This window comes from Streptomyces sp. B15, assembly GCF_018070605.1.
Taxonomy (GTDB): Bacteria; Actinomycetota; Actinomycetes; order Streptomycetales; family Streptomycetaceae; genus Streptomyces; species Streptomyces smyrnaeus.
This window is the reverse complement of sequence record NZ_JAGPXJ010000020.1, coordinates 76485-97428: the sequence shown is the minus strand read 5'-3', so window position 1 is coordinate 97428 and position 20944 is coordinate 76485. Positions and strand designations below refer to the sequence as shown.

Below are 20944 nucleotides of genomic sequence, written 5' to 3'. Positions count from 1 at the left end.
CGCCCCCGAGGAAGAGATCCAGGAAAGCGTCACCGCGGCCCTCTGCCGAGACCTCGTCTCCCGCATCGAGGTGCTGGTCGAGCTCGGCCTCGGCTATCTGAGCACCGACAGACCCACCCCCACGCTCTCGGTGGGGGAGCTGCAGCGGCTGCGGCTGGCCACCCAGCTGCGGTCCGGGCTGTTCGGCGTCGTCTATGTACTGGACGAGCCGTCGGCCGGACTGCATCCCGCCGACACCGAGGCGCTGCTGACGGTGCTGGACAGGCTGAAGGAAGCGGGGAACTCGCTGTTCGTCGTCGAACACGAGATGGCGGTGGTCGAACGGGCCGACTGGATCGTGGATGTCGGTCCCAGGGCGGGCGAGCACGGAGGCGAGGTGCTCTACAGCGGCCCCGTGGCCGGGCTGAGGGAGACGGAATCATCCGCCACGCGTGCATACCTCTTCCCGGAGACGGTCGGGCACCCTCCGGCGGCGGCCGGTCCGGTCCCGGCGGCGGCCGGTCCGGTCCCGGAGACGGTCGGCGGACCAGAAGCAACCGCCGCGCGGCGGAGTCCGGGGAGCCGACGGAGTCCCGAGCGCTGGCTGTCACTGTCCGGGGTGACACGGCACAACCTGCGGGAGCTGGACGTGGCATTCCCGCTCGGTCTGTTCACGGCCGTCACCGGCGTCTCGGGGTCGGGCAAGTCCACGCTGGTCAGCCAGGTCCTTGCCGATATCGTCGCCGACCACACAGGCGCCGGGGCAGCGACCCCTCCAGTGGCCGGGGCGGGAGCCCGTACCGGCGCGGCAACGGAGGACCAGGGCCAGGGCCCGGAGCCGGAAACGGAGCAGACGGCCGCACAGGACCGCGGAGCGAGCGTCGCGGCAGCCGAGGGTCTGAGTGCCGTCGACCGACTCGTACGGGTCGATCAAAAGCCCATCGGGCGCACTCCGCGCTCCAATCTCGCGACCTACACGGGCCTCTTCGACGCCGTACGGAAGGTCTTCGCAGCCACCGAGGAGGCCAAGGCGCGGGGTTACGGCGCGGGACGGTTCTCCTTCAACGTGCCCGAAGGCCGCTGTCCGACCTGCCAGGGCGAGGGATACATCGCCGTGGAGCTCCTCTTCCTGCCCGGTACGTACGCGCCCTGCACGGACTGCCATGGAGCTCGCTACAACCCCGAGACCCTGGAGATCACCTATCGGGGCGCGACCATCGCGGATGTCCTGGGGATGACGGTCGACGGCGCTGCCGGGTTCCTTTCGGACGTCCCGGCGGCTCGGCGCGGGCTGGACGCCTTGCAGCGCGTGGGCCTCGGGTATCTGCGGCTGGGACAGCCGGCGACGGAGCTTTCCGGGGGCGAGGCACAGCGGATCAAGCTGGCCAGTGAACTCCAGCGCGCTCGGCGCGGCCACACCCTCTACCTTCTGGACGAGCCCACGACCGGGCTGCACCCCGCCGATACGGAGGTGTTGCTACGTCAGTTGCACGGGCTGGTCCGGTCCGGCCACACGGTCGTCGTTGTCGAACACGACCTGATGGTGGTCTCGGGCGCCGACTGGGTCATCGATCTCGGTCCCGGCGGCGGGGACCGGGGCGGGCGGCTCGTCGCGGCCGGAACGCCGGAGGAGGTGGCGGGCTCCCGCACGAGTGTGACCGCTGCCTATCTCGCGGCGGCTTTGAACGAGTAAGCCCCGCCTCTGCCCGCCCTGCCCCGCCACAACAGCCACGATTGCGCCACAGCGGCGGGTTGCCCAACAGCGGCGGTTGTCCCACATCGGCGGCTGCCACACGCAACCATCCGCTCGCCGCGTGCGGTCCGTAAGGAGGGTAGAGCAGCACTGATCAAAGCGTGACCGACCAGGAGGTGCCATGAGGCACGCGCTCATCATCGGCGGCGGTATCGCCGGAGCCATGACGGCGATTTCGCTGCGCAAGGCGGGGATCGGCTCGACCGTCTACGAGGCGTACCCGACCGGTGCCGATGATGCCGGGGCCTTCCTTGTGCTCTTCCACAACGGCCTGGAGGCGCTGCGTACCGTCGATGCCCACCAGGCCGTCCTGGACGTGTCCTTCCCCGCGGAGCGCGTGGAGATGCTTGCGCACACCGGTGACAGCTTGGGCGTACGTCCGGTCGCCGGTGGTGCTGACGGCTGCGCCAGCGACAACGGGAGCGGCATCGGCAATGGAAACGGCCGCGCTCACCCGGCCCGCGGCAGTGGGGAGGGCAGCCGCTCGGAGGGTGGCGTACGGAGCTTCCTCGGCCCGCGCACGCTCCGGCGCGCAACCCTCTACCGGGCGCTTCACGACGAGGCGGCGCGCCGGGGAGTCACCATCGAGCACGGCAAGCGTCTCGTGACCGCGGACACTGCTCCCGACGGTCGGGTGATCGCTCGCTTCGCCGACGGCACACACGCAGAAGGCGACCTGCTGATCGGTGCCGACGGCCTGCACTCCGTCACCCGGACCCTCATCGATCCCGGCGCGCCCGCACCCCGCCACACCGGCCAGATCACCGTGTGCGGCTACACCCCCGGCGTCCCTCCGGAAGCCGCACCGGCACCCGGTACGTACCGGATGATCCAGGGCAGGCGCGCTTTCCTCGGCTGCACCATGGCGCCGGACGGCGAGGTCTGGTGGTTCGCCAACACGCCTGGTCGGGAACTCGACCGCGAGCAGCTGGCAACCGGGACGCCCGCCGATGAGGCGCGGTGGCGGGAGCACGTGGTCTCCCTCTTCGACGAGGACGACTCGCCCGCTGCCTGCATCGTCCGGGAGAGCGGCGGTATCGTCGCCACCAACGCCTATGACGTGGCTCGCACTCCTGTCTGGCACCGCGGCCCCATGGTGCTGCTCGGTGACGCGGCGCACGCGGCGGCGCCCAACGCCGCGCAAGGTGCCTCCATGGCGATCGAGGACAGCGTCGTCCTCGCCAAGTGCCTGCGTGACCTGCCCGACGCCGGTGAGGCGTTCGCCCGTTTCGAGGCGCTGCGCCGGGAGAGGGTCGAGGCCGTCGTCGAGCGCAGCGCCCAGCTGAACGACCGGATTGTCCAGCGTCCCGCCGAGATCCGGGCGAGCTCCCGCCAGGACGGCGATTCGGGCAGCGACTGGCTGCTGGGCTACCGCATCGACTGGCACACCTCCGTCGAAGACAGCTCCGCCGCAGACAGCTCCATCCAAGACAGCTCTGTCATCGACGACTCTTTCGGGGAGAGCTCTGGCGGGAAGCGCGTGTAAGGCGTTTGCGGCCGGCTGGCTACGGTATGCGCATGACCATCCGCGTGCTCCTTGTCGACGACGACGCCCTCGTACGGGCCGGCCTCCGGCTGATGCTGGAGGGCACTCCGGACATCGAGATCGTGGGCGAGGCGGCGGACGGCAGTCAGGTGCTTCCGCTGGTCGGGGAGCACCGTCCGCACGTCGTTCTGATGGACATCCGGATGCCCACCATGGACGGCCTCACCGCAACCGAGACACTGCGGGCACGCGACGAGCCACCGGAGGTCGTCGTCCTCACCACGTTCCACGCGGACGCTCACGTATTGCGTGCCCTGCGTGCTGGGGCCGCCGGGTTCCTGCTCAAGGACACCCCTCCTGCTGACATTCTGGCCGCCATCCGCAAGGTGGTCTCCGGGGAGCCGGTGCTCTCGCCCGCCGTCACGCGCCAGCTCATCCAGCACGTCACCCCCGCAGGGCAGGACAGCCGCCGCCTACGTGCCAGAAAGGCGCTCTCCGTACTGGGTGAGCGGGAGAGCGAGGTGGCGCTCGGTGTCGGCCGCGGGCTGGCCAACGCGGAGATCGCGGCCTCTCTCTACATGAGCGTGCCGACGGTCAAGACGCACGTCTCTCGCATCCTGACCAAGCTGGACCTCAACAACCGCGTCCAGATCGCTCTGCTCGTCCACGATGCCGGGCTGCTCGAAGAAGCCGGTACGGGCGAAGAATAGGGCGCGACAGGGCACCGCGGGGCTGAGCCACACAGACAAGCCATGGGCAGCGCCGACTGGGAATCCCTGGCGCTCGCAGGCGTTGCAAGTGATGTGACTTCCGCACCTCGGTTTCCGGTCCCCCTCTCCGTACTCGACCGCTCTCTCACCCGGAAGGGCGAGCATCCCGGTCAGGCGCTGCGTGAGACGGTGCGGTTCGCGCAGCAGGCGGAGGAGCTGGGGTTTCTGCGCTTCTGGGTCTCCGAGCACCACGCCGTCCCCGGTATCGCCGGCTCCGCACCGACCGTGCTTGCCGCGGCAGTGGCTTCCGCCACCTCCCGGATCCGTGTCGGTACCGGGGGAGTGATGCTTCCGAACCACCAGCCGCTGGTGGTCGCTGAACAGTTCGGGGTGCTGGAATCGCTCTTCCCCGGCCGTATCGACATGGGGCTGGGCCGTTCCGTCGGCTTCACCGACGGCATCCGCAAGGCGCTGCGGGTCGGCAAGGACGCCGCGGACGGCTTCAGCGAACAGATATCCGAACTGCTCGGCTACTTCGACGGTACGGGCCTTGTTCGCGCCAGGCCCGCCGAGGGACTGCGCGTGCCGCCCTTCGTCCTGGCGGTGGGCTCGGGAGCGACGGTGGCGGCCGAGCATGGGCTGCCGCTGGTGATCGGTGCCTCCCGCGACGAGCGCCGGACGCTGGAGGCTGTAAAGACCTACCGCGCCGCCTTCCGACCACGCCCGTATGGCGTCGCGTACGACGGCGACGCCAGGTCCGGCGCATCACCGCACGGGCCGGTGCCGCATGGCACGTCACCGCACGGGCGGGCGCGGTACGAGACCGCGCCGTACGTCGTCATCGCTGTGAATGCCGCAGCCGCCGACACCCCAGAGGAGGCGGAGCTGCTGCAGCTTCCGGAGGCTTGGTCGACGGCGCTCTCCCGCACCCACGGCACCTTCGCTCCGCTCGTCGCCCCGGAGGAGGTGCTGGGACGCACGATGAGCCCGAAGGAGCGTGCCGCGTTCGACGAGGCCCGGCAGTCGCAGCTGCGTGGGACGGAGGCGGAGATGATCGACGCGCTGACCGGGCTCGTGGAGCGCGCGGGTGCTGATGAGGTCCTGTTGACGCTGAACACCTATGACCCTGACGACCGCCTCCGCTCCTACCGGCGCCTGGCTGATGCCGCAGGACTGGCGCAGGGCATCAGACCTGAGCCGTCGGCTGCGGGCTGACGGGTCGGGAAGGGGACGGGGCGAGCGGAGTCACTGCTGCCGGCCGGGCAACTCCCGCTTGACGATCTTGCCCATGTCGTTGCGCGGCAATGCGTCCAGGAAGCGCACCTCGCGGGGGCGCTTGTGCGGCGCGAGCTGGTCGGCGACCAGGTCGGTGAGCTCGTCCGCGAGCGGCGGCTGCTGCGGTGAGGCCGGGACGATCCAGGCGACGATGCGCTCGCCCAGGTCGTCGTCGGGCTCTCCGGTGACGGCTGCCTCGGCGACGGCCGGGTGCCCGAGGAGGACGTTCTCGATCTCGCCTGCCCCGATCTTGTGGCCCCCGCTCTTGATCAGGTCCGTTGCCTTGCGGCCGACGAGGCGCACGGAACCGTCCGCGTCCCTGGTGGCCATGTCGCCGGTGCGGAACCAGCCGCCGTCGAAGGCTTCGGCGGTCGCGTCCGGGCGGTTGAGATATTCGGTGAACAGGTTCGGCCCGCGCACCTGAACTTCGCCCACGGTCTCGGTGTCCTCTGCGGGAAGGCGCTGGCCCGCGTCGTCCACCAGACGGAGGTCCACATCGCGCAGTGGCACGCCGACAGTGCCCGGGCTGGAGGTCCCTCCGGGGCGCACGCTGGTGTTCATCAGCGTCTCGGTCATCCCGTAGCGCTCGATCACCCGCTGGCCGGTCGCCGCTGTGAGCCTGTCGTGGTCGTGCAGCGGCAGTGCGGCGGAGCCGGAGACCAGCAGGCGCGCCCCGGCCAGTGCCCGCACCAGGTCCGGGTCGCTTGCACAGGCGTCGGCGAGGCGGTGGTACATCGTCGGGACACCGAACAGCATCGTGCCGCCACTGGCCAGCTCCCGGGTCACTCCCTCAGTGGAGAAGCGGCCGAGGTGGCGCAGGGCGCCTCCGCGGCGCAGCGGACCGAGGACTCCCAGGATCAGCCCGTGCACATGGAACAGCGGCAGGCCGTGCACCAGTACGTCGTCCGCGGTCCACTGCCACGCGTCCTCCAGGGCGTCCAGACTGCTGGCCACGGCGCGTCGCGACAGCACCACTCCCTTGGGCGGTCCCGTGGTCCCCGAGGTGTAGATGATGAGTGCGGCAGTCTCCGGGTTCGGCTCGGTGGGCAGGGGCCAGGACTCGTCCTCCTCCCCTTCCGCCGGGATCTCGACATCCGTGCGGAGCAGCGCCTCGAGCGCTTCGGGGAGTTCGGCGCCCGGTTCGGCCAGTACCGCCCCTGGTGCGCTGTCGTTGACGATGTGCGTCAGCTCCCGCTCGCCGCTCTTCGGGTTCACTGGTACGACAGGTACCCCGGCCAGCAACCCGGCGACCACGCCGACCGCCGTCTCCAGGGTCGGCGTCGCCCAGACCGCGATGGGCCCTGAGGTGTGCAACCGGGCGGCCACACCACCCGCGACGGCGGCCAGTCGACGGTAGCTGAGGGCTCGGTCGCCGAAACGCAGCGCCGTGTGCGAAGACGCCGTGTGCAGAGCGGGGAAGAGCAGGGACACCCGGACTCCTTCGTGATCTCTCGCCTCTGATGACCGCCAGCATCTCACTCACCTCCGACACCGGAGGAGACGGCGTGGATGAAGAGGGCCGAAGAAGAGAACCGAGGTGGAGAGCGCCCGCGACGAGGCGCTCAAGCCCTGCTCATCCCTCATCGCTCGCTGCGCACCGCACACCGCCCACTGCTCACCGCTCACCGCTCACCCTGAAGAACCGGTCGCCTGCGGGAACAGCGTTGCGAAGGTCTCCGTCGGTTCGTCGAGCCCGCGGGCGAAGGGCGCGTCGAAGTGCCAGACAAGGAAGAGCAGGAAGGCGATCAGCGCGCTGAAGATGCCGGCCAGCAGCAGTTCCCTGCCCGAACGCTGGATCTGCAGCGCGAAGAGCATGCCCACCGAGACCACCGCGCCCGCGTACAGACCGATCCACACCACGCCCGGCATCGTCGGTCCGGCACTCGCTCCGCGTGCGGTGCGTGCGGTGTCGGCCTCGGCCACCTGGTCGACCACTGCCTGGTACGACTGCGCCTGCCGTGTCGTGGTCGGCTCGTAGGAGGTCACATCCTTGCGTACCCGGTCGAGCATGCGGGACCCCCGGTCGGTGAGTTCACTGTGCTCGACCATGTGCGACCACTCGGTGGTGGTGGCGTACCGCACATAGGAGTTGATGTCCTTCCGTACCTGGTCCCGCTCGTCGGCGGGGTAGACGGCCACCCGCTCGCTCACCTCGTGCAGTGCCTGTGCCTCTTGCGTCACCGCTTCTTCAGCGGCGTTGCGTGCCTCCCAGACTCCGGCGATCGCCAGACCGAGCACGATCGCGTACACCACGCCGATCATCATTGTCATGTATTCGATCACGTCCGGAGTCTCGGACGGATCCTCCGAGGTGGCGCGTCGGCGTCTGAGGACGACGACAGCGACGACCACCAGACAGGCGGCGATCAGGCTGAGCGTCAGCATGAGCCATTCGGACAACGGGGCCTCCACAGAGCGCGAACGGTAGGAGAGAAGCGCGGATTGGTGAGGGTGCGGTGGGGAACGAGGACGTGGCCGCACGGGGGGGGGAGAGAGAGCTGGGTCAGCTGCGGGCCCCCGAGGCATTGCCGGTCGCCGATTGCCGCGAGCTGTTCGACCGGGGCCGCAGCGCCGCGGCCGCGAGTACGGCCGGGGCGACGATCAGCAGGGTGCGGGTGACCATGGACATGCTGCCGTCGGGCCGCTGGCGTTCGGGTGCCGGCTGTCGCGGAGCCGCGAGCACGCCGCGAGAAGGCGACGGCGCGGGGTCGGGCGACTTCCGAGAGGGGCTGGGAGAGGGACGTCTCGGCCGCTCAGCAGCGCGTACGGGCTGCCGGGCCGGTTTCGCCTTCCCGGCCTCGCGAGGAGTGGATGGCTCCGGCGCCGCGGAGGTCGTCGGATCCGGAGAGCTCGGCGGGTTGCTCGAAGCGGGAGGCGACGGCGGCGCGGTCGGGGAAGGGCCGGCCGTCGGGGGCGGCGTCGGCGACGGCGGCGGTGGCGTCGGTGAAGGCGTGGGTGGTGGCGTTGGGTGCGGCGGATGCGGGGGGCACGGCCAGTGCCCCGCCGACAGATGCACGCTGACCCCAAGCGCGGTCTGCACCGTGAGGGAAGCCCCTCGACAGCCGTCGATCCGCCCAGCTGTCGCGTTCACATGGGTTCCGCCTGTGTTGACGGAGAGATGGGCGCCGCTCTCCGGGCCGGGCTGCTCAGAGTCCGGCCCCGGCGCGTCCGGCCCTGGCGCATCCGGTCCCGGCACGTCCGATCGCTGCGCGTCCGGTCGCTGGGCGTTCGAGGGCTCTGCGGCGCCCGGCTGGTGCAATTCCGGGGTCGTGGCCGAGGGCACCGGAGTGGCAGGAGGGGTGACGTCATGGGCCGCGCCCGGCCGGGCGGCGTCCGCGTCCGTCGGCCGGGTCGCCGCCGCGAGTACGACGGATCCATGCGCGCCCGTCGGTTGTGCAGCGCCTAAGGGAGCGGCCAGGACGGCCCCTCCTGCTGCGACACCGAGTGCCGCGCACGTGAGTGTCGCAGCCGTCAGTGCCTGCCGTCTGCCGCAGCGCTTTCTCCGCTTGTTGTCCCGTCCTTGCACACGCTGAGGATGGAGGGGCGGTGCAGCGAGCAGAAGGTTTCCGGCCGGTAGTCACACGATGGGTTGAAGTGTTGCGCGGACAGGATTGCCCGAAGACCGAACTCGCGTATGAACATGGCTGGTTGACCCGTGCATCCGCTCGGCCACCCAACCGCGCGGCGACGGGCTCACTCGGTGGCTCGCGATCACCTGCTGAGCACTTGGCGCAGTGTGGGCGCGTTCTCATGTACGCCGGGGTGGGTGGCGCGCGGGTCCGGTCAGCGGTCAGTCGGTTTCCGGGGCCCGCGCGCCGATCGTCTACTGGGCCTTCACCAGGTCCATGTAGCGCGCCCAGTTCCAGTACGCGCCGGGATCGGTGTGGTCGGCACCGGGCACCTCGTTGTGCCCGATGATGTGCTGACGGTCCAACGGAATGCCGTGGCGACGGCAGATGTCCGCCGTCAGAGCCGCGGACGCCTCGTACATCGCGTCCGTGAACCATGCGTCCGGCTCGTCGATCCAGCCCTCGTGTTCGATGCCGACGCTGCGGGTGTTGTAGTTCCAGTTGCCCGCGTGCCAGGCCACGTTCTTCTCGCGCACCATCTGGGCCACATGGCCGTCCGCTGAGCGCACCACGTAGTGCGAGGAGACTGCCTTGTCGGGGTTCTGGAAGATGGCCAGGGTGTCGTCGTAGAACTCCTGGGTGACGTGGATGATCACGAAGTCGATCGGGTACTGCGTCGGCCGGCTCGCGGTGGTGTAGTTGGAGGGCGAGGCCGGGACCCACTCGGCTCCGGGGTAGTCCACGGCGCGTGGGCCTCTGGAACGGGCCGCCGCGACTCCGCCCGATATGAGTGAGGTGCCCGCGAGTCCGGCGGCGAGAGTGAAGCCTGCTCCGCCACGCAGCAGTGCGCGACGGGGGAGCTGCGGGCGGGTCCGACCGGATGCGGGGTACTGGCGTGCTGAGTCCATCGTGTCTCCCAGTGGGGGGGTGGTGGAGGAGTAATGGGGGCACGTACAGAGCGAGTTGACGCGCGTTGATAATGGCAGCCGCCGAGAGGGCTGCCAAGGGTCGGCATAGGGTGCCATTGGACGGACCTGTGACCGCCCCGGACCACAGCCGTCGCGAGCGGCGGATGGCAGCCGCCGCGAGCAGTCGCAGTCGACAGCCGTATCAACTGCGAGGCCACGGCCCCTCGGACAGGGCGCTTATCCCGTGATCTTGGCCCTGTACGACAGCGGGTCGTCCAGTACCACACACACTGCGGTGTGGGCGGCGCCCAGCAGCGGGCCGTCCGCGCCCAGCCCCGAGACAACCAGGTCGGGCGGCGCGCCGGGTGCCGCCGTACGTGCCACCAGTTCACGTTCCAGCGACGGCAGCAGCCATGGAGCGAACCGGGCCAGCACACCGCCGAGTACCAAGGCACTGGGGTCGAGGAGGTTGACCGTTCCGGCCAGCGCCAGTCCCAGCGCCGTCCCGGCCTCCTCGAGCGCTCGCAGCGCCCGCTCGTCACCCGACGCCGCACTCTCCCGGAGCGCTGCCAGTGCGGCGTCCCGGGGCCTGTCGACGGATACGCCCGCGGCGCCCAGCAGTGCCGGTTCACCCGCGTACTGCTCCAGACAGCCCTTGCCCCCGCACGCGCAGAGCGGCCCGTCCGGGTGTACGGGCACGTGGCCGATCTCGCCGGCGAAACCCCGGTTGCCGCGCAGCAGCTCACCGCCGAGCACGATCGCTGCACCGATGCCGACCTCCGCCGAGACGTGTACGAAGTCGCGGGGGACCCTGCCGCCGTCGAGCCACAGCTCGGCGAGAGCCCCCAGGTTGGCCTCGTTGTCGACGATGAGCGGCAGTCGGGTTCCGGCCACCTGCACCCAGGCTTCCTCCGGCGTCTTCGCCGCTGCCGCTGCTCCGACTCGGCTTGCCGTGGCTCTCTTCACTGTGCTCGCACTCACCCCCTCGGTCGCCTTGGCCCTGGCTGCGGGCCCCGAGCGCCGTTTCACTCCTGCCTCGGCGTCCGCACCTGCCTCCGCTGCCGCGTCTGCTTTCGCGCCTGCGTCTCTGGCTGCGTCTGCCTTCGAGACCGCGTCTGCCTTCGCCCTCGCGTTCGCGTCTGCCGCTGCGAGTGCGGGCGCGATGTCGGTGTCGTGCCAGCCGAGGTTCGGTGCGCGCACAACTGTTGACGTCCCGAGGGAGATCAGTCCGGGTACCGCCACCGCGACAGCGGCCGGGCTCAGGCCGAGTTCCCGCGCCTGTGCGGTCACCTCGTCCAACAGCCCGCGGAGCCGGGGGAGCACCGTGGCCGGCCGGCTGTCCCTGCCCTCGTACTCGATTTCCTTACGCACCCGTACCCGACCGCGCAGGTCCACCGCGCAGACGGCGAGATGGTCGACCCCGATCTCCGCTCCCAGCCCGCACGGGCCGCTGTCGGTGAGTGCGAGCGCGGTACCGGGGCGGCCAGGCCCGCCGCCAGGTGGTGTCGGCCCCTGCTCGGTGAGCAGACCGCCGCGCAGCAGTTCGTCGACGAGCGTCGAGACGGCTGTGCGCGTCAGCCCCAGCCGCGCCGCAACCGCCGCACGGGAGGAAGGGCCCTGCTCGGCCACCGCGTACAGCACGCGCGACAGATTGCGCCTGCGTATCTCCCGCTGGGAGCTGGGCGCCTGAGCTGCCATGGAGGGGCTCCTTCGGGCGAACGAGGCAACGCAACGGCTCGCCGTTTCCTGGGGGTCTGATCACTGCTGTGTGGCGTGGCGAACGGGACAGGCGGTACGGCAGCACGGCTGGGTGCCGCCGCACCGCCCGGGTCGATCTACGGGTTCATGGCCGTTGCCCGAGCAGCGCGCCTGCGTTCTCGAGCGTCCCGGCGAGCCGGTCCAGTGTGGCCTCGTCCCGCTCGACCGGCTCGTAGGAGGCGCCCTCGGTGGTGCGCCAGCGGCGTGCCACAGCGGCCGGGTCCTCGCCCAGCAGCAGCCCGGCGGCCTGTGCCGCGGCTCCCAACGCGACCAACTCCTGCGCGCTCGGTACCTGGACGGCCCGTCCCGACAGCCGGCGTACCGTCTCCCGCCAAGCGGTGCCCTTTGCGCCGCCGCCGATCAGCAGCAGTGGCGCATCTTGCGTCGCACTGCTGTCACCGCTTTCGGCCAGAACGAGGTCCAAAGCGCGCAGCAGTGCGAAGACAGCACCGTCGTAGGCGGCCTGGAGCACCTGGCCGCCGGTGGTGGCGTGCTGGAGACCATTCAGCAGTCCGGTCGCATACGGAAGGTCGGGGGTGCGCTCGCCGTCGAGGAAGGGCAGCGCGGTGACCCTTCCGCCCGCCTCCACGTCCTCGCGGTCGCGGGAGAGCAGTGCGGCCATCCGGTCCACGGCCAGGGTGCAGTTGAGGGTGCACGCCAGCGGCAGCCAGCCGGTGCGGGCGTCGGCGAAGCCCGCGACGGTTCCCGTGGGGTCGGCGGGGCGGCGGTTGGAGACGGCGTACACGGTGCCGGAGGTTCCCAGGCTGAGCACCGGCTGCCCCGGCAGCAGCCCCAGGCCGAGTGCCGCGGCCATGTTGTCGCCGGTGCCGGTGGCCACCAGCGTGCCGGCTGTGAGGAACCCGTCCTCGGTCTCCCGGACCGTGCCTGCCGCCTCTCCGGTGCCCAGCACGGGCGGCAGCAGCGCGGGATCCAGCTCGGCGAGTCGCAGGATCTCCTCGTCGTAGGACTCGGTCGACGAGGCCCACCATCCGGTGCCCGAGGCATCGCCGCGGTCGGTGCTCGCCCGGCCGGTCAGTCGTTCGGTGAGGAAGTCGTGCGGCAGTCGTACGGCTGTTGTCGACTGCGCGGCCTCCGGTTCGTTCTCACGCAGCCAGGCCCACTTGGTGACGGTGAAGGCCGGGGCGGGCACGCTCCCGACGCGCTCGGCCCACGCCTGCTGACCGCCGAGGCCGGACACCAGGCGGTCGCGCTGGGGCGCTGAGCGCACATCGTTCCACAGCAGCGCCGGGCGCACCGGGCGTCCCATGGCATCCAGCGTCACCAGGCCGTGCTGCTGGCCGGCGACGGAGACGGCTGCGGCCTCCCCGGCGGCTCGCCCGCACTGCCCCACCGCTGCGCGGAGTGCCAGCCACCATTCCTCGGGGTCCGTCTCGCGCCGGTCGCCCGGGGAGACGGTGTGCGGTGCCTGGCCCCGGGCGACCACCTGGCCGGTCACGGCGTCCACCACGAGGGCCTTGGTGGACTGGGTCGAACTGTCGACCCCGATGACGAACGGGCCTTCCGGTGCGGTCATGGACTGCCGCTCCCTTCCCTGGCTGCCGATGATGTGCGCATACTAATTTGTAAGCAGCCATGACGAATAGCCTCGCGTCGCGGTCGCCGGGCATGCGCATCAGGGCGGCAGCGCGCGGGAGAGGAACGGCAGGATGAGCTACGAGCCCGTACCGGCGGACAAGTTCAGCTTCGGCCTGTGGACGGTGGGCTGGCAGGGCCGCGACCCGTTCGGTGACGCGACCAGGGCGCCGCTAGACCCGGTCGAGTCGGTGCACCGCCTCGCCGAACTGGGCGCCTACGGTGTGACGTTCCACGACGACGACCTCATCCCGTTCGGTGCGCCCGAGGGCGAACGGGACGCACACGTCAAACGGTTCCGCCAAGCCCTCGACGCGACGGGCATGACGGTTCCCATGGCGACGACCAACCTGTTCACCCACCCCGTCTTCAAGGACGGCGCATTCACCGCCAACGATCGTGACGTGCGGCGCTTCGCTCTGCGCAAGACGATGCGCAACATCGACCTGGCGGCCGAACTGGGCGCGCACACCTATGTGGCCTGGGGCGGCAGGGAGGGCGCCGAGTCCGGCGGTGCCAAGGATGTCCGGGCGGCACTCGACCGGATGAAGGAAGCCTTCGACCTGTTGGCCGAGTACGTCACCGAACAGGGCTACGGTCTGCGCTTCGCCCTGGAACCGAAGCCCAACGAGCCGCGCGGCGACATCCTCCTTCCGACCGTCGGCCACGCGCTCGCCTTCATCGAACGGCTGGAGCGCTCGGAGCTCTTCGGCGTCAACCCGGAGGTCGGCCACGAGCAGATGGCCGGGCTCAACTACCCGCACGCCATTGCGCAGGCCATGTGGGCGGGCAAGCTGTTCCACCTCGACCTCAACGGCCAGTCCGGCATCAAGTACGACCAGGACCTGCGGTTCGGCGCCGGGGACCTGCGTGCCGCCTTCTGGCTGGTCGACCTGCTGGAGAGCGGGGGCTACGAAGGGCCGCGGCACTTCGACTTCAAGCCCCCGCGCACCGAGGACACCGCCGGGGTGTGGGCCTCGGCGGCGGGCTGCATGCGCAACTACCTCATCCTGCGCGAGCGCGCCGCCGCCTTCCGCGCCGACCCGGCCGTCCAGGAGGCGCTGCGGGCCTCCCGGCTGGACGAGCTCACCCGCCCCACGCTCGACCGCGGAGAGACGCCCAGCGCCCTGCTCGGCGACCGCACGGCCTACGAGGAGTTCGACGTCGAGGCCGCGGCCCGGCGGGGCATGGCCTTCGAGCACCTCGACCAGCTGGCAATGGACCACCTGCTGGGCATCTGAGCCGTTCCCTCAGTGCCGGGCAGCGGCCTCCGCCGCGCTCACCTGGGCCGGCAGGCCGAACGTCGCGAACAGGTCGTCCCCGAAGAACGCACCCACGTGGGCGACCTGTCCGTCCCGCAGTGTGAGCACCTGGAGGTGGAACGGGCGGTAGAAGCCGTCCTCCCGCAGGTTGTAGAGGCCGAAGGCGGGCTGGCCGTTGGCCGAGGTCGGCAGCATGAGGCCCTCGTCGCGGCCGATGGGGCACTGGGCACCGATGAGCCGCACGATGTTCTCCCGGCCGCGGAACCACTGGGGGAAGGGAGGCATCTCCCAGACGGCGTCCTCCTTGAAGAGATCGACGATCGCCGTCACGTCGGAGTGCTCGAACGCCGCCGCGTACCGGTCCAACAGCTCCCGGGCCGCCGGATCGGTGGGCTCGGCCAGTTCCTCCTCGACCGGTGCCACCTGTTCGAGCTGGGCACGGGCTCGCTGCAGGGCGCTGTTCACGCTCGCCGTCGTGGTGCCCAGCAACTCGGCGACCTCGGCCGCCCGCCACTTGAGCACGTCACGCAGCAGCAGGACGACACGCTGCCGGGTCGGGAGGTGCTGCAGGGCCGCCACCAGGGCCAGCCGCATGGACGAGCGGTTCACGACCACGGAGGCCGGGTCCGTCGGGCCGGAGGACTCTGAGAACATCGCGTCCGGGATCGGCTCCAGCCACGGCACCTCCGGGGCCTCGGTCACCGGGCGCTGGGGGTCGTCGGTGGGGGCGCCGAGCCCCGAGGGCATCGGGCGGCGGCCGCGCTGCTCGATCGCGGTCAGACATGCGTTGGTGGCGATCCGGTAGAGCCATGTGCGCAGCGAGGATCTGCCTTCGAAGCGGTCACCGGCCCGCCACGCCCGCAGATAGGTGTCCTGGACCAGATCCTCGGCGTCGTGCACCGAGCCCAGCATCCGGTAGCAGTGCGCCAGCAGTTCGTTGCGGTACGGCTTCGCCTGCTCGAGCAGTTCCTCTGCGGTACCGAGCGGCTGGTCCACGGGAGTGTCCGCGGTGCGGGGGCTGTCTGCCATCGTCCTTGCCTTTCGTCTGCTCCGGTCACCCAACGGCACCGGCGAAGCACTCGTCGTCGGTGAGAGTGAATGTAGAGCACGGGTCTGACAGCCTGCTCCCTCCAGCATGGCGGACGGAGCCATTCCCCGCGGCGGCGACCGCCGGCCCGGGCGGCTGGGCCGACGGCCGGGGGCGACCACCTGGCCCGGCCACCGGGTTCGGCCACCTGGCCCGACCACCTGGTTCGACGACTGGCCCGACCACCGAGCTCGACGGCAGAGCCCGAATGCCGCGACTGCAGAGCGCGAGTACAGAGCCCGAATTATCGGGACCGCTCCTTGCCCACCTCCCCATGCCCGGGCTCGATGTCCGATGGCGACTGAGACAGCGACTTCGGTTTCTGCGACGGCTCCGCCTCCAGCACGTCCGCGGCCGCCGGGTCGAGCACCCGGGCGAGGAAGGCACGGGTGCGTGCCTGCTGCGGATCACCCACGACCTGCTCCGCGGGCCCCTCCTCGACGATGAGCCCGTCGTCCATGAAGACCACGCGGTCGGCGACCTCCCGCGCGAAACTCATCTCGTGGGTGACGACCAGCATCGTCATCCCCTCGTCGGCCAGTCCGCGCATCACCGCGAGCACATCGCCGACCAGCTCCGGGTCCAGCGCCGAGGTCGGTTCGTCGAACAGCATCAGGTCGGGACCCATGGACAGCGCACGGGCGATCGCCACCCGCTGCTGCTGGCCGCCGGAGAGCTGTGCGGGGTAGCTCGACTCCTTCTCCGTCAGCCCCACTCGGCGCAGATTGCGCCGGGCCACCTCCTCCGCTTCCGCCTTGCCACGACCCAGGGCCCGCCGCTGGGCGATCGTCAGGTTGCCCAGGGCCGTCAGGTGGGGGAAGAGGTTGAAGGCCTGGAAGACCATCCCGATGCGCCGCCGGACCCGGTCGATGTCCACCTCCGGGTCGGTGACCTCGGTGCCCGCCACCCGAACCGTGCCGGACGTGGGCTCCTCCAGCAGGTTCACACAGCGCAGCAGCGTCGACTTGCCCGAACCGGACGGGCCGATGACACAGACCACCTCGCCGCGCCGCACGGTGATGTCGATGCCGCGCAGTACCTCCAACTCGCCGAAGGACTTGCGCAGGCCCTCGATCTCTATGGCCGCCGCGCCGCCCCCGCTCGTCGCGCTCGGTCCGCTCGTCCCGTCCGTTCCGGTTGTTCCGGCTGTCTCGCCCACCTCGGTCACCTCGCCTTCGCCGTACGGGCCTCGAGACGCCGCACCAGGTGGCCCAGCGGCAGCGTGATGGCCAGGTAGAACAGCCCCGCGATCAGGATCGGAGTGAGGCTGCGGTGCTGGTTGAGCGCGTCCCTGCCGAATTTGGCCAGCTCGTACTGGTCCATCGACAGGCCGAGCAGATAGACGAGTGAGGAGTCCTTGGTGAGCAGGATCAGCTCGTTGGCCAACGGCGGCAGCACGATGCGGAACGCCTGCGGGATGACGATGGAGATCATCGCCCAGGTCGGTGACATGCCCAGGGAGCGTGCGGCTTCCGTCTGTCCCTTCGGGACGGCCTGGATGCCGGCGCGGATGGTCTCCGCCATGTAGGCGGCCCCCACCAGTCCCAGCGCCAGCATCACCGTCACGTACTGGTTGATGGACACCTGGAAGGCCACCGGTACGCCGTAACCGAGCGCGATGAACACCAGAAGCGCCGGTACTCCGCGGAAGAACTCGATGTACGCGGTGGCCAGCCATCGGTACGGCAACACCTGCGACAGCCGCATCAGTGCCAGCAGCAGACCGAGTGCCAGTCCGAACACGAAGCCGAGCACCGTGTAGACGACCGTGTTGACGAGTGCGGTCGTCACCACGTCCGGAAACTGCTTCTTGGCCACCTCGACGTCGAAGAAGGCGCGCCGCAGCTCACCCCAGTCGGCGGCCAGTGCGAAGACGAGGACGACGATCAGCAGGACGCTGTACTGGGCGGTGCGGATGGCGCGGGTACGGTTGCGCCGGCTCACTTCTTGGGCTCCGTGCCGAACCACTTCTTGTAGATCTTGTCGTAGCGGCCGTCCGCCTTGGCCTTCTTGATCGTCTTGTTGATCTGCTTGCGCAGTGCGTCGTTGCCGGTGCGCACACCGATGCCGTACTGCTCGCCCGTGTCGAACTCGGCGGTGACCTGGGTGTCGGGGTTCTTCTTGGCGTAGTCGTACAGCACGCCGTTGTCGTTGATGCCCGCGTCGACCTGGCCTGTCTTCACCGCGGTCAGCAGCAGGCCCAGGTCCTCGTACTGGCGGGTGGTGATGCCCTTGCCGTGCTTCTTGGCGTACTCCTCACCCGTGGTGGACTGCTGGACCCCCAGCTCTTTGCCCTTGAGATCGTCGAGGGAGTCGTACTTCTTGCCCTTCTTGGTGAGCAGGGCCTGGGTCGCTTCGAAGTAGGGGGCGGAGAAGTCGAGATTCTTCTCGCGGACGGGCGTGATGGTCATGCCGGCCGCGGCCAGGTCGCACTTGCTCGCGTTCAGGTCCTCGCCGGACTGGATGCCCTCGAACGGGGTGTCCACGATCTTCTGCTCGACGTCGAGATCCTTGGCGACCAGATCGACCAGCTCGACGTCGAAGCCGACGATCTTCTTGCCCTGTTTGAACTGGAAGGGCTCGTACGGAAGGTGGGTGCAGGTGGTGAGTTTGCCCGAGGACACCAGCTGCACCTCGTCACCGCCCTTGCCGGAAGTTTTGGTGCTGGAACAGGCGGTGACGGCCGTCAGCAGTGCGGCCGTCAGTACTGCCGTGCGGGATATCCGGTGCTGTCGATTACGCGCGGATCGTGCGGACACAGCGCCTCCACAGGGGGGACAGGTCGGCAATGGAGCCCGATCATGGCCGGTAAATGCCGTGCATCCTGCCATCGGCGCGGGGCGATGTCAGCTGTGCGTTCGAGGTCAGCCGTACGTCTGTGTCAGCTGTATGTCTGTGTCAGCCGTGTGTTCTGTGGCATTCCAGCTCGGCCCACACGGCGTGCCCCGTCACTCCCTCGGAGCCGCCTGTGCGGGCCTTGCGTATGCCCCAGTCGTCGGCGAGCACGCTCACCAGCAGCAGGCCCCTTCCGTTCTCGCGTTCGTCGTCGCCGATCCGGCCACGGTCCGCGTCCTCGACGCGCATGACCGACTTGCCGCCGCCCTCGTCCGCCACTTCCAGGCGCAGCCGCACGCCGATGACCCACAGCTCGCAGCTGACCTTCTCGCTGTCCGTGTGACGCACAGCGTTGGTGAACAGCTCCGACATCAACAGCTGGGCGTCGGCGTTGGACTCGTCGTCGACATGCCACTCGCGCAATCTCTCGAGCACACGCGCGCGTGCGAGAGCCACGGAGGTGTCGCGGGCCGGCAGATGGAAGGCATCGCGCAGTGGACGGGTCGTCGGCGCGCCGTCAGGCCGGTGTTCTAAAGGCAGGGCGTCATGGGGGGCAGCCACAGCTCCACTATGCGGTTCGTCACTCGCGTATGGCAAGGATCAATCTGTAAATTGCAGAAATGTGTTTGACAGGGTGTGCTTGAGGGCTGGCACATGCCAAACTTCCCCCTGTCGAAGTCAGTTGGAGGGGAGCGGCTGTGGCGGACTCACGGACGGGCGGTGCGGCGCCCACCGTGCTGCGTGTGGTGCTGGGCAAGAGGCTCCAGCATCTGCGTGAGAGCGCGGGAGTGACCTTCGAGCAGGCGGCGAGAGCTCTCGATGTCACTCACGCGACCATCCGCCGGATGGAGAAGGCGGAGGTCGGACTCAAGGTCCCCTATGTCGAGAAGCTGCTGCGCACCTATGGAGTGACGGACCCCGAGGAGATCGACGGTTTCGTCTCGCTCGCCCGGGAGGCGAACCAGCCCGGCTGGTGGCACCGCTACCGCGATGTGCTGCCCGAGTGGTTCAGCGTCTTCGTCAGTCTGGAGAGCGAATCGGAGGTCATTCGCGCCTACGAGCCGCACTACGTGCCCGGGCTGCTGCAGACCGAGAGCTACGCCAGGGCGGTGCTGCGCGCCGGTATGCCGCATGCCCCCGAGACGGAGATCAAGCGTGGAGTGGCGCTGCGCATGGAGCGCCAGACGGTCCTCACCCGGGAGACCGACCCTCCGCTGCTGTGGGCCGTCATCGACGAGACGGTTCTGCGGCGCCCGCTGGGCTCTCCCGAGGTGATGCGCGAGCAGATCGACCACCTCATCAGGGCCACCGAGCGGCCGAACGTCGCCGTGCAGATCATGCCCTTCAGCGCGGGGCCGCATCCGGCCATGTACGGCCCCTTCCACCTCTTCCGGTTCCCACTCGACGAACTGCCCGACATGGTCTGCTCCGAGAGCCTTGTGGGGGCGGTCTACTTCGACCAGCGGGACGACGTCAGCGTGTTCCTCGAGGCACTGGACCGGATGAGCGCCCAGGCCGTGCCGCTGGTGCGGACCCGGGCGGTCCTGAGTGCACTGCGCAAGGAGATCTGAACCATGGGTCGTATCTACAACGGGATGCCCGCCGCACATCTGGGCAACGAGGGTTGGCGCAAGCCCTGGAGCGGGGGCAACGGTGGCAGCTGCGTGGAAGCGCTCAAGCTCGCCGACGGCCGGGTCGCGCTGCGCCAGTCCACCGATCCCGACGGCCCGGCGCTCATCTGCAGCCGGAGTGACATCTCGGGTTTCATCCAGGCGGCCAAGGCGGGGGAAGCCGACTTCTTGGTCGCCTGAGCACAGCAGCCCGGTCCGCGCAAGCCCGGTCCGGACAGACCGATGAGATGGAGAAGCACGTGTCAGAGGCTGGCTTCAGCCCGGAGCAGATAGACACCACCCGGCCGCACCCGGCCCGGATGTACGACTACTACCTGGGGGGAAAGGACAACTACGAGGCGGACAGGGACGCGGCGGAGCGGGTCCTGACCGCCCTTCCGGACCTGGCGATCACCGCCCGCAGCAACCGCGACTTCATGCACCGTGCCGTGCGAACGGTTGTCGGTAGCGGTATCCGTCAGATCATCGACATCGGTACCGGTATTCCCACCTCCCCCAACACCCATGAGGTGGCTCGGGAGGTGCACCCGGATGTGCGGGTCGCCTATGTGGACAACGACCCGATCGTGTCGACCTACGCGGGAGCGAAGCTGACCAACTCCGGCAATGCCGGATTCGTGCTCGCCGACCTCCACGACCCCGTCGGGATCCTCGACCACCCGGTCACCAAGGAACTCATCGACTTCGACGAGCCGGTCGCGCTGATGCTGCTGGCGGTGCTGCACTTCGTCACCGACGCCGAGGGCGCGGCGGACATCGTGCGGACCCTGACCGAGCGGCTCCCTGCCGGAAGCCATCTGATCCTCAGCCACGCGACCGCCGACTTCGACGACAGCGACGGCTTCGGCAAGGTCGAGAAGGTCTACAACGAGGAATCCACCTCCAACGCCCAGTGGCGGACGGGCGAGGAGATCTCCGCCTTCTTCGAAGGCTTCGAACTGCTGGAACCCGGCCTGGTGCAGCTGCCCCTGTGGCGGCCGGACGGGCCGGTGCCCAGCGGCGAGAACCTCAGGCACCACATGGGATACGGCGGCGTGGGAGTCAAGTGAGTGCCAGGCGGGCCGGTCGTGCCACCGGCCCGCCTGTCCGCTTCGCACA

The 20944-nt window shown here is 69.7% G+C and carries 18 protein-coding genes and 1 pseudogene; 8 read left to right on the top strand and 11 right to left on the bottom strand.

Annotation, left to right across the window (positions count from 1 at the left end; all coding sequences use genetic code 11):
- The 4 genes and pseudogenes from KBY19_RS12440 to KBY19_RS12425 form a co-directional block, all read left to right on the top strand.
- Positions 1-1672: pseudogene (locus KBY19_RS12440) on the top strand (ABC transporter); the annotation flags it as partial.
- A gap of 181 nt (positions 1673-1853) precedes the next feature.
- Complete coding sequence (locus KBY19_RS12435) at positions 1854-3218, top strand: FAD-dependent oxidoreductase (protein ID WP_210965763.1); 1365 nt, start codon at positions 1854-1856, stop codon at positions 3216-3218.
- 32 nt (positions 3219-3250) lie between these two features.
- Positions 3251-3928 (top strand): response regulator transcription factor, encoded by a 678-nt coding sequence (locus KBY19_RS12430; RefSeq protein ID WP_185018895.1) that lies wholly within the window; start codon positions 3251-3253, stop codon positions 3926-3928.
- Between the two features lie 93 nt (positions 3929-4021).
- Positions 4022-5143, top strand: a complete 1122-nt coding sequence (locus KBY19_RS12425; protein WP_099885691.1) for an MsnO8 family LLM class oxidoreductase — start codon at positions 4022-4024, stop codon at positions 5141-5143.
- A 30-nt stretch (positions 5144-5173) separates the two neighbouring features.
- On the opposite strand, the gene KBY19_RS12420 is transcribed toward KBY19_RS12425, so the two are convergent.
- From KBY19_RS12420 to xylB, 6 genes are all read right to left on the bottom strand, one after another.
- A complete protein-coding gene (locus KBY19_RS12420) occupies positions 5174-6634 on the bottom strand; it encodes an acyl-CoA synthetase (protein ID WP_185018897.1) in 1461 nt (486 codons plus the stop codon).
- Between the two features lie 198 nt (positions 6635-6832).
- Entirely contained in the window at positions 6833-7603 is a 771-nt protein-coding gene (locus KBY19_RS12415; RefSeq protein ID WP_185018899.1) for a DUF4239 domain-containing protein, read from the bottom strand.
- A gap of 353 nt (positions 7604-7956) precedes the next feature.
- Positions 7957-8193 (bottom strand): hypothetical protein, encoded by a 237-nt coding sequence (locus KBY19_RS12410; RefSeq protein WP_180289835.1) that lies wholly within the window; start codon positions 8191-8193, stop codon positions 7957-7959.
- Between the two features lie 833 nt (positions 8194-9026).
- Complete coding sequence (locus tag KBY19_RS12405; protein ID WP_099885694.1) at positions 9027-9680, bottom strand: N-acetylmuramoyl-L-alanine amidase; 654 nt, start codon at positions 9678-9680, stop codon at positions 9027-9029.
- A gap of 237 nt (positions 9681-9917) precedes the next feature.
- Positions 9918-11378 (bottom strand): ROK family transcriptional regulator, encoded by a 1461-nt coding sequence (locus KBY19_RS12400; RefSeq protein ID WP_210965762.1) that lies wholly within the window; start codon positions 11376-11378, stop codon positions 9918-9920.
- Positions 11379-11523: 145 nt separating this feature from the next.
- Positions 11524-12972: a xylulokinase gene (gene xylB / locus KBY19_RS12395; protein ID WP_210965761.1), complete on the bottom strand. Its 1449-nt coding sequence runs from the start codon at positions 12970-12972 to the stop codon at positions 11524-11526.
- Between the two features lie 133 nt (positions 12973-13105).
- On the opposite strand from xylB, the gene xylA reads away from it, so the two are divergent.
- Positions 13106-14272, top strand: a complete 1167-nt coding sequence (xylA, locus tag KBY19_RS12390; RefSeq protein WP_185018905.1) for a xylose isomerase — start codon at positions 13106-13108, stop codon at positions 14270-14272.
- A 9-nt stretch (positions 14273-14281) separates the two neighbouring features.
- On the opposite strand, the gene KBY19_RS12385 is transcribed toward xylA, so the two are convergent.
- The 5 genes from KBY19_RS12385 to KBY19_RS12365 all read right to left on the bottom strand — a co-directional run bounded on the left by KBY19_RS12385 (position 14282) and on the right by KBY19_RS12365 (position 18776).
- On the bottom strand, positions 14282-15322 hold the full coding sequence (locus KBY19_RS12385; RefSeq protein ID WP_210957553.1) for a sigma-70 family RNA polymerase sigma factor: 1041 nt from the start codon (positions 15320-15322) through the stop codon (positions 14282-14284).
- Positions 15323-15624: 302 nt separating this feature from the next.
- On the bottom strand, positions 15625-16461 hold the full coding sequence (locus KBY19_RS12380; protein WP_307843499.1) for an amino acid ABC transporter ATP-binding protein: 837 nt from the start codon (positions 16459-16461) through the stop codon (positions 15625-15627).
- An 83-nt stretch (positions 16462-16544) separates the two neighbouring features.
- Entirely contained in the window at positions 16545-17324 is a 780-nt protein-coding gene (locus KBY19_RS12375; RefSeq protein WP_099885699.1) for an amino acid ABC transporter permease, read from the bottom strand.
- Positions 17321-18073 carry an ABC transporter substrate-binding protein gene (locus KBY19_RS12370; protein WP_247690909.1) on the bottom strand — a complete coding sequence of 251 codons (753 nt, stop codon included), beginning with the start codon at positions 18071-18073 and terminating at the stop codon, positions 17321-17323. The genes KBY19_RS12375 and KBY19_RS12370 overlap by 4 nt, the downstream gene beginning before the upstream one ends.
- A 205-nt stretch (positions 18074-18278) precedes the next feature.
- Entirely contained in the window at positions 18279-18776 is a 498-nt protein-coding gene (locus KBY19_RS12365) for an ATP-binding protein (protein ID WP_099885701.1), read from the bottom strand.
- A gap of 137 nt (positions 18777-18913) precedes the next feature.
- On the opposite strand from KBY19_RS12365, the gene KBY19_RS12360 reads away from it, so the two are divergent.
- From KBY19_RS12360 to KBY19_RS12350, 3 genes are read left to right on the top strand one after another with little or no spacing between them, the layout of a single operon-like run.
- A complete protein-coding gene (locus KBY19_RS12360) occupies positions 18914-19786 on the top strand; it encodes a helix-turn-helix transcriptional regulator (protein ID WP_210965760.1) in 873 nt (290 codons plus the stop codon).
- A 3-nt stretch (positions 19787-19789) separates the two neighbouring features.
- On the top strand, positions 19790-20026 hold the full coding sequence (locus tag KBY19_RS12355; protein WP_099885703.1) for a DUF397 domain-containing protein: 237 nt from the start codon (positions 19790-19792) through the stop codon (positions 20024-20026).
- A 47-nt stretch (positions 20027-20073) separates the two neighbouring features.
- Positions 20074-20895 (top strand): SAM-dependent methyltransferase, encoded by an 822-nt coding sequence (locus tag KBY19_RS12350; RefSeq protein WP_099885704.1) that lies wholly within the window; start codon positions 20074-20076, stop codon positions 20893-20895.
- Positions 20896-20944: the final 49 nt, after the last annotated feature.

What these genes read in the sequence shown, in the direction of transcription:
- KBY19_RS12355 (WP_099885703.1), top strand. Translation starts at nt 19,790, where the DNA reads ATGGGTCGTATCTACAACGGGATGCCCGCCGCACATCTGGGCAACGAG.
- xylB (WP_210965761.1), bottom strand. Translation starts at nt 12,972, where the DNA reads ATGACCGCACCGGAAGGCCCGTTCGTCATCGGGGTCGACAGTTCGACC.
- KBY19_RS12430 (WP_185018895.1), top strand. Translation starts at nt 3,251, where the DNA reads ATGACCATCCGCGTGCTCCTTGTCGACGACGACGCCCTCGTACGGGCC.
- KBY19_RS12400 (WP_210965762.1), bottom strand. Translation starts at nt 11,378, where the DNA reads ATGGCAGCTCAGGCGCCCAGCTCCCAGCGGGAGATACGCAGGCGCAAT.
- KBY19_RS12405 (WP_099885694.1), bottom strand. Translation starts at nt 9,680, where the DNA reads ATGGACTCAGCACGCCAGTACCCCGCATCCGGTCGGACCCGCCCGCAG.
- KBY19_RS12350 (WP_099885704.1), top strand. Translation starts at nt 20,074, where the DNA reads ATGGAGAAGCACGTGTCAGAGGCTGGCTTCAGCCCGGAGCAGATAGAC.
- KBY19_RS12435 (WP_210965763.1), top strand. Translation starts at nt 1,854, where the DNA reads ATGAGGCACGCGCTCATCATCGGCGGCGGTATCGCCGGAGCCATGACG.
- KBY19_RS12385 (WP_210957553.1), bottom strand. Translation starts at nt 15,322, where the DNA reads ATGGCAGACAGCCCCCGCACCGCGGACACTCCCGTGGACCAGCCGCTC.
- xylA (WP_185018905.1), top strand. Translation starts at nt 13,106, where the DNA reads ATGAGCTACGAGCCCGTACCGGCGGACAAGTTCAGCTTCGGCCTGTGG.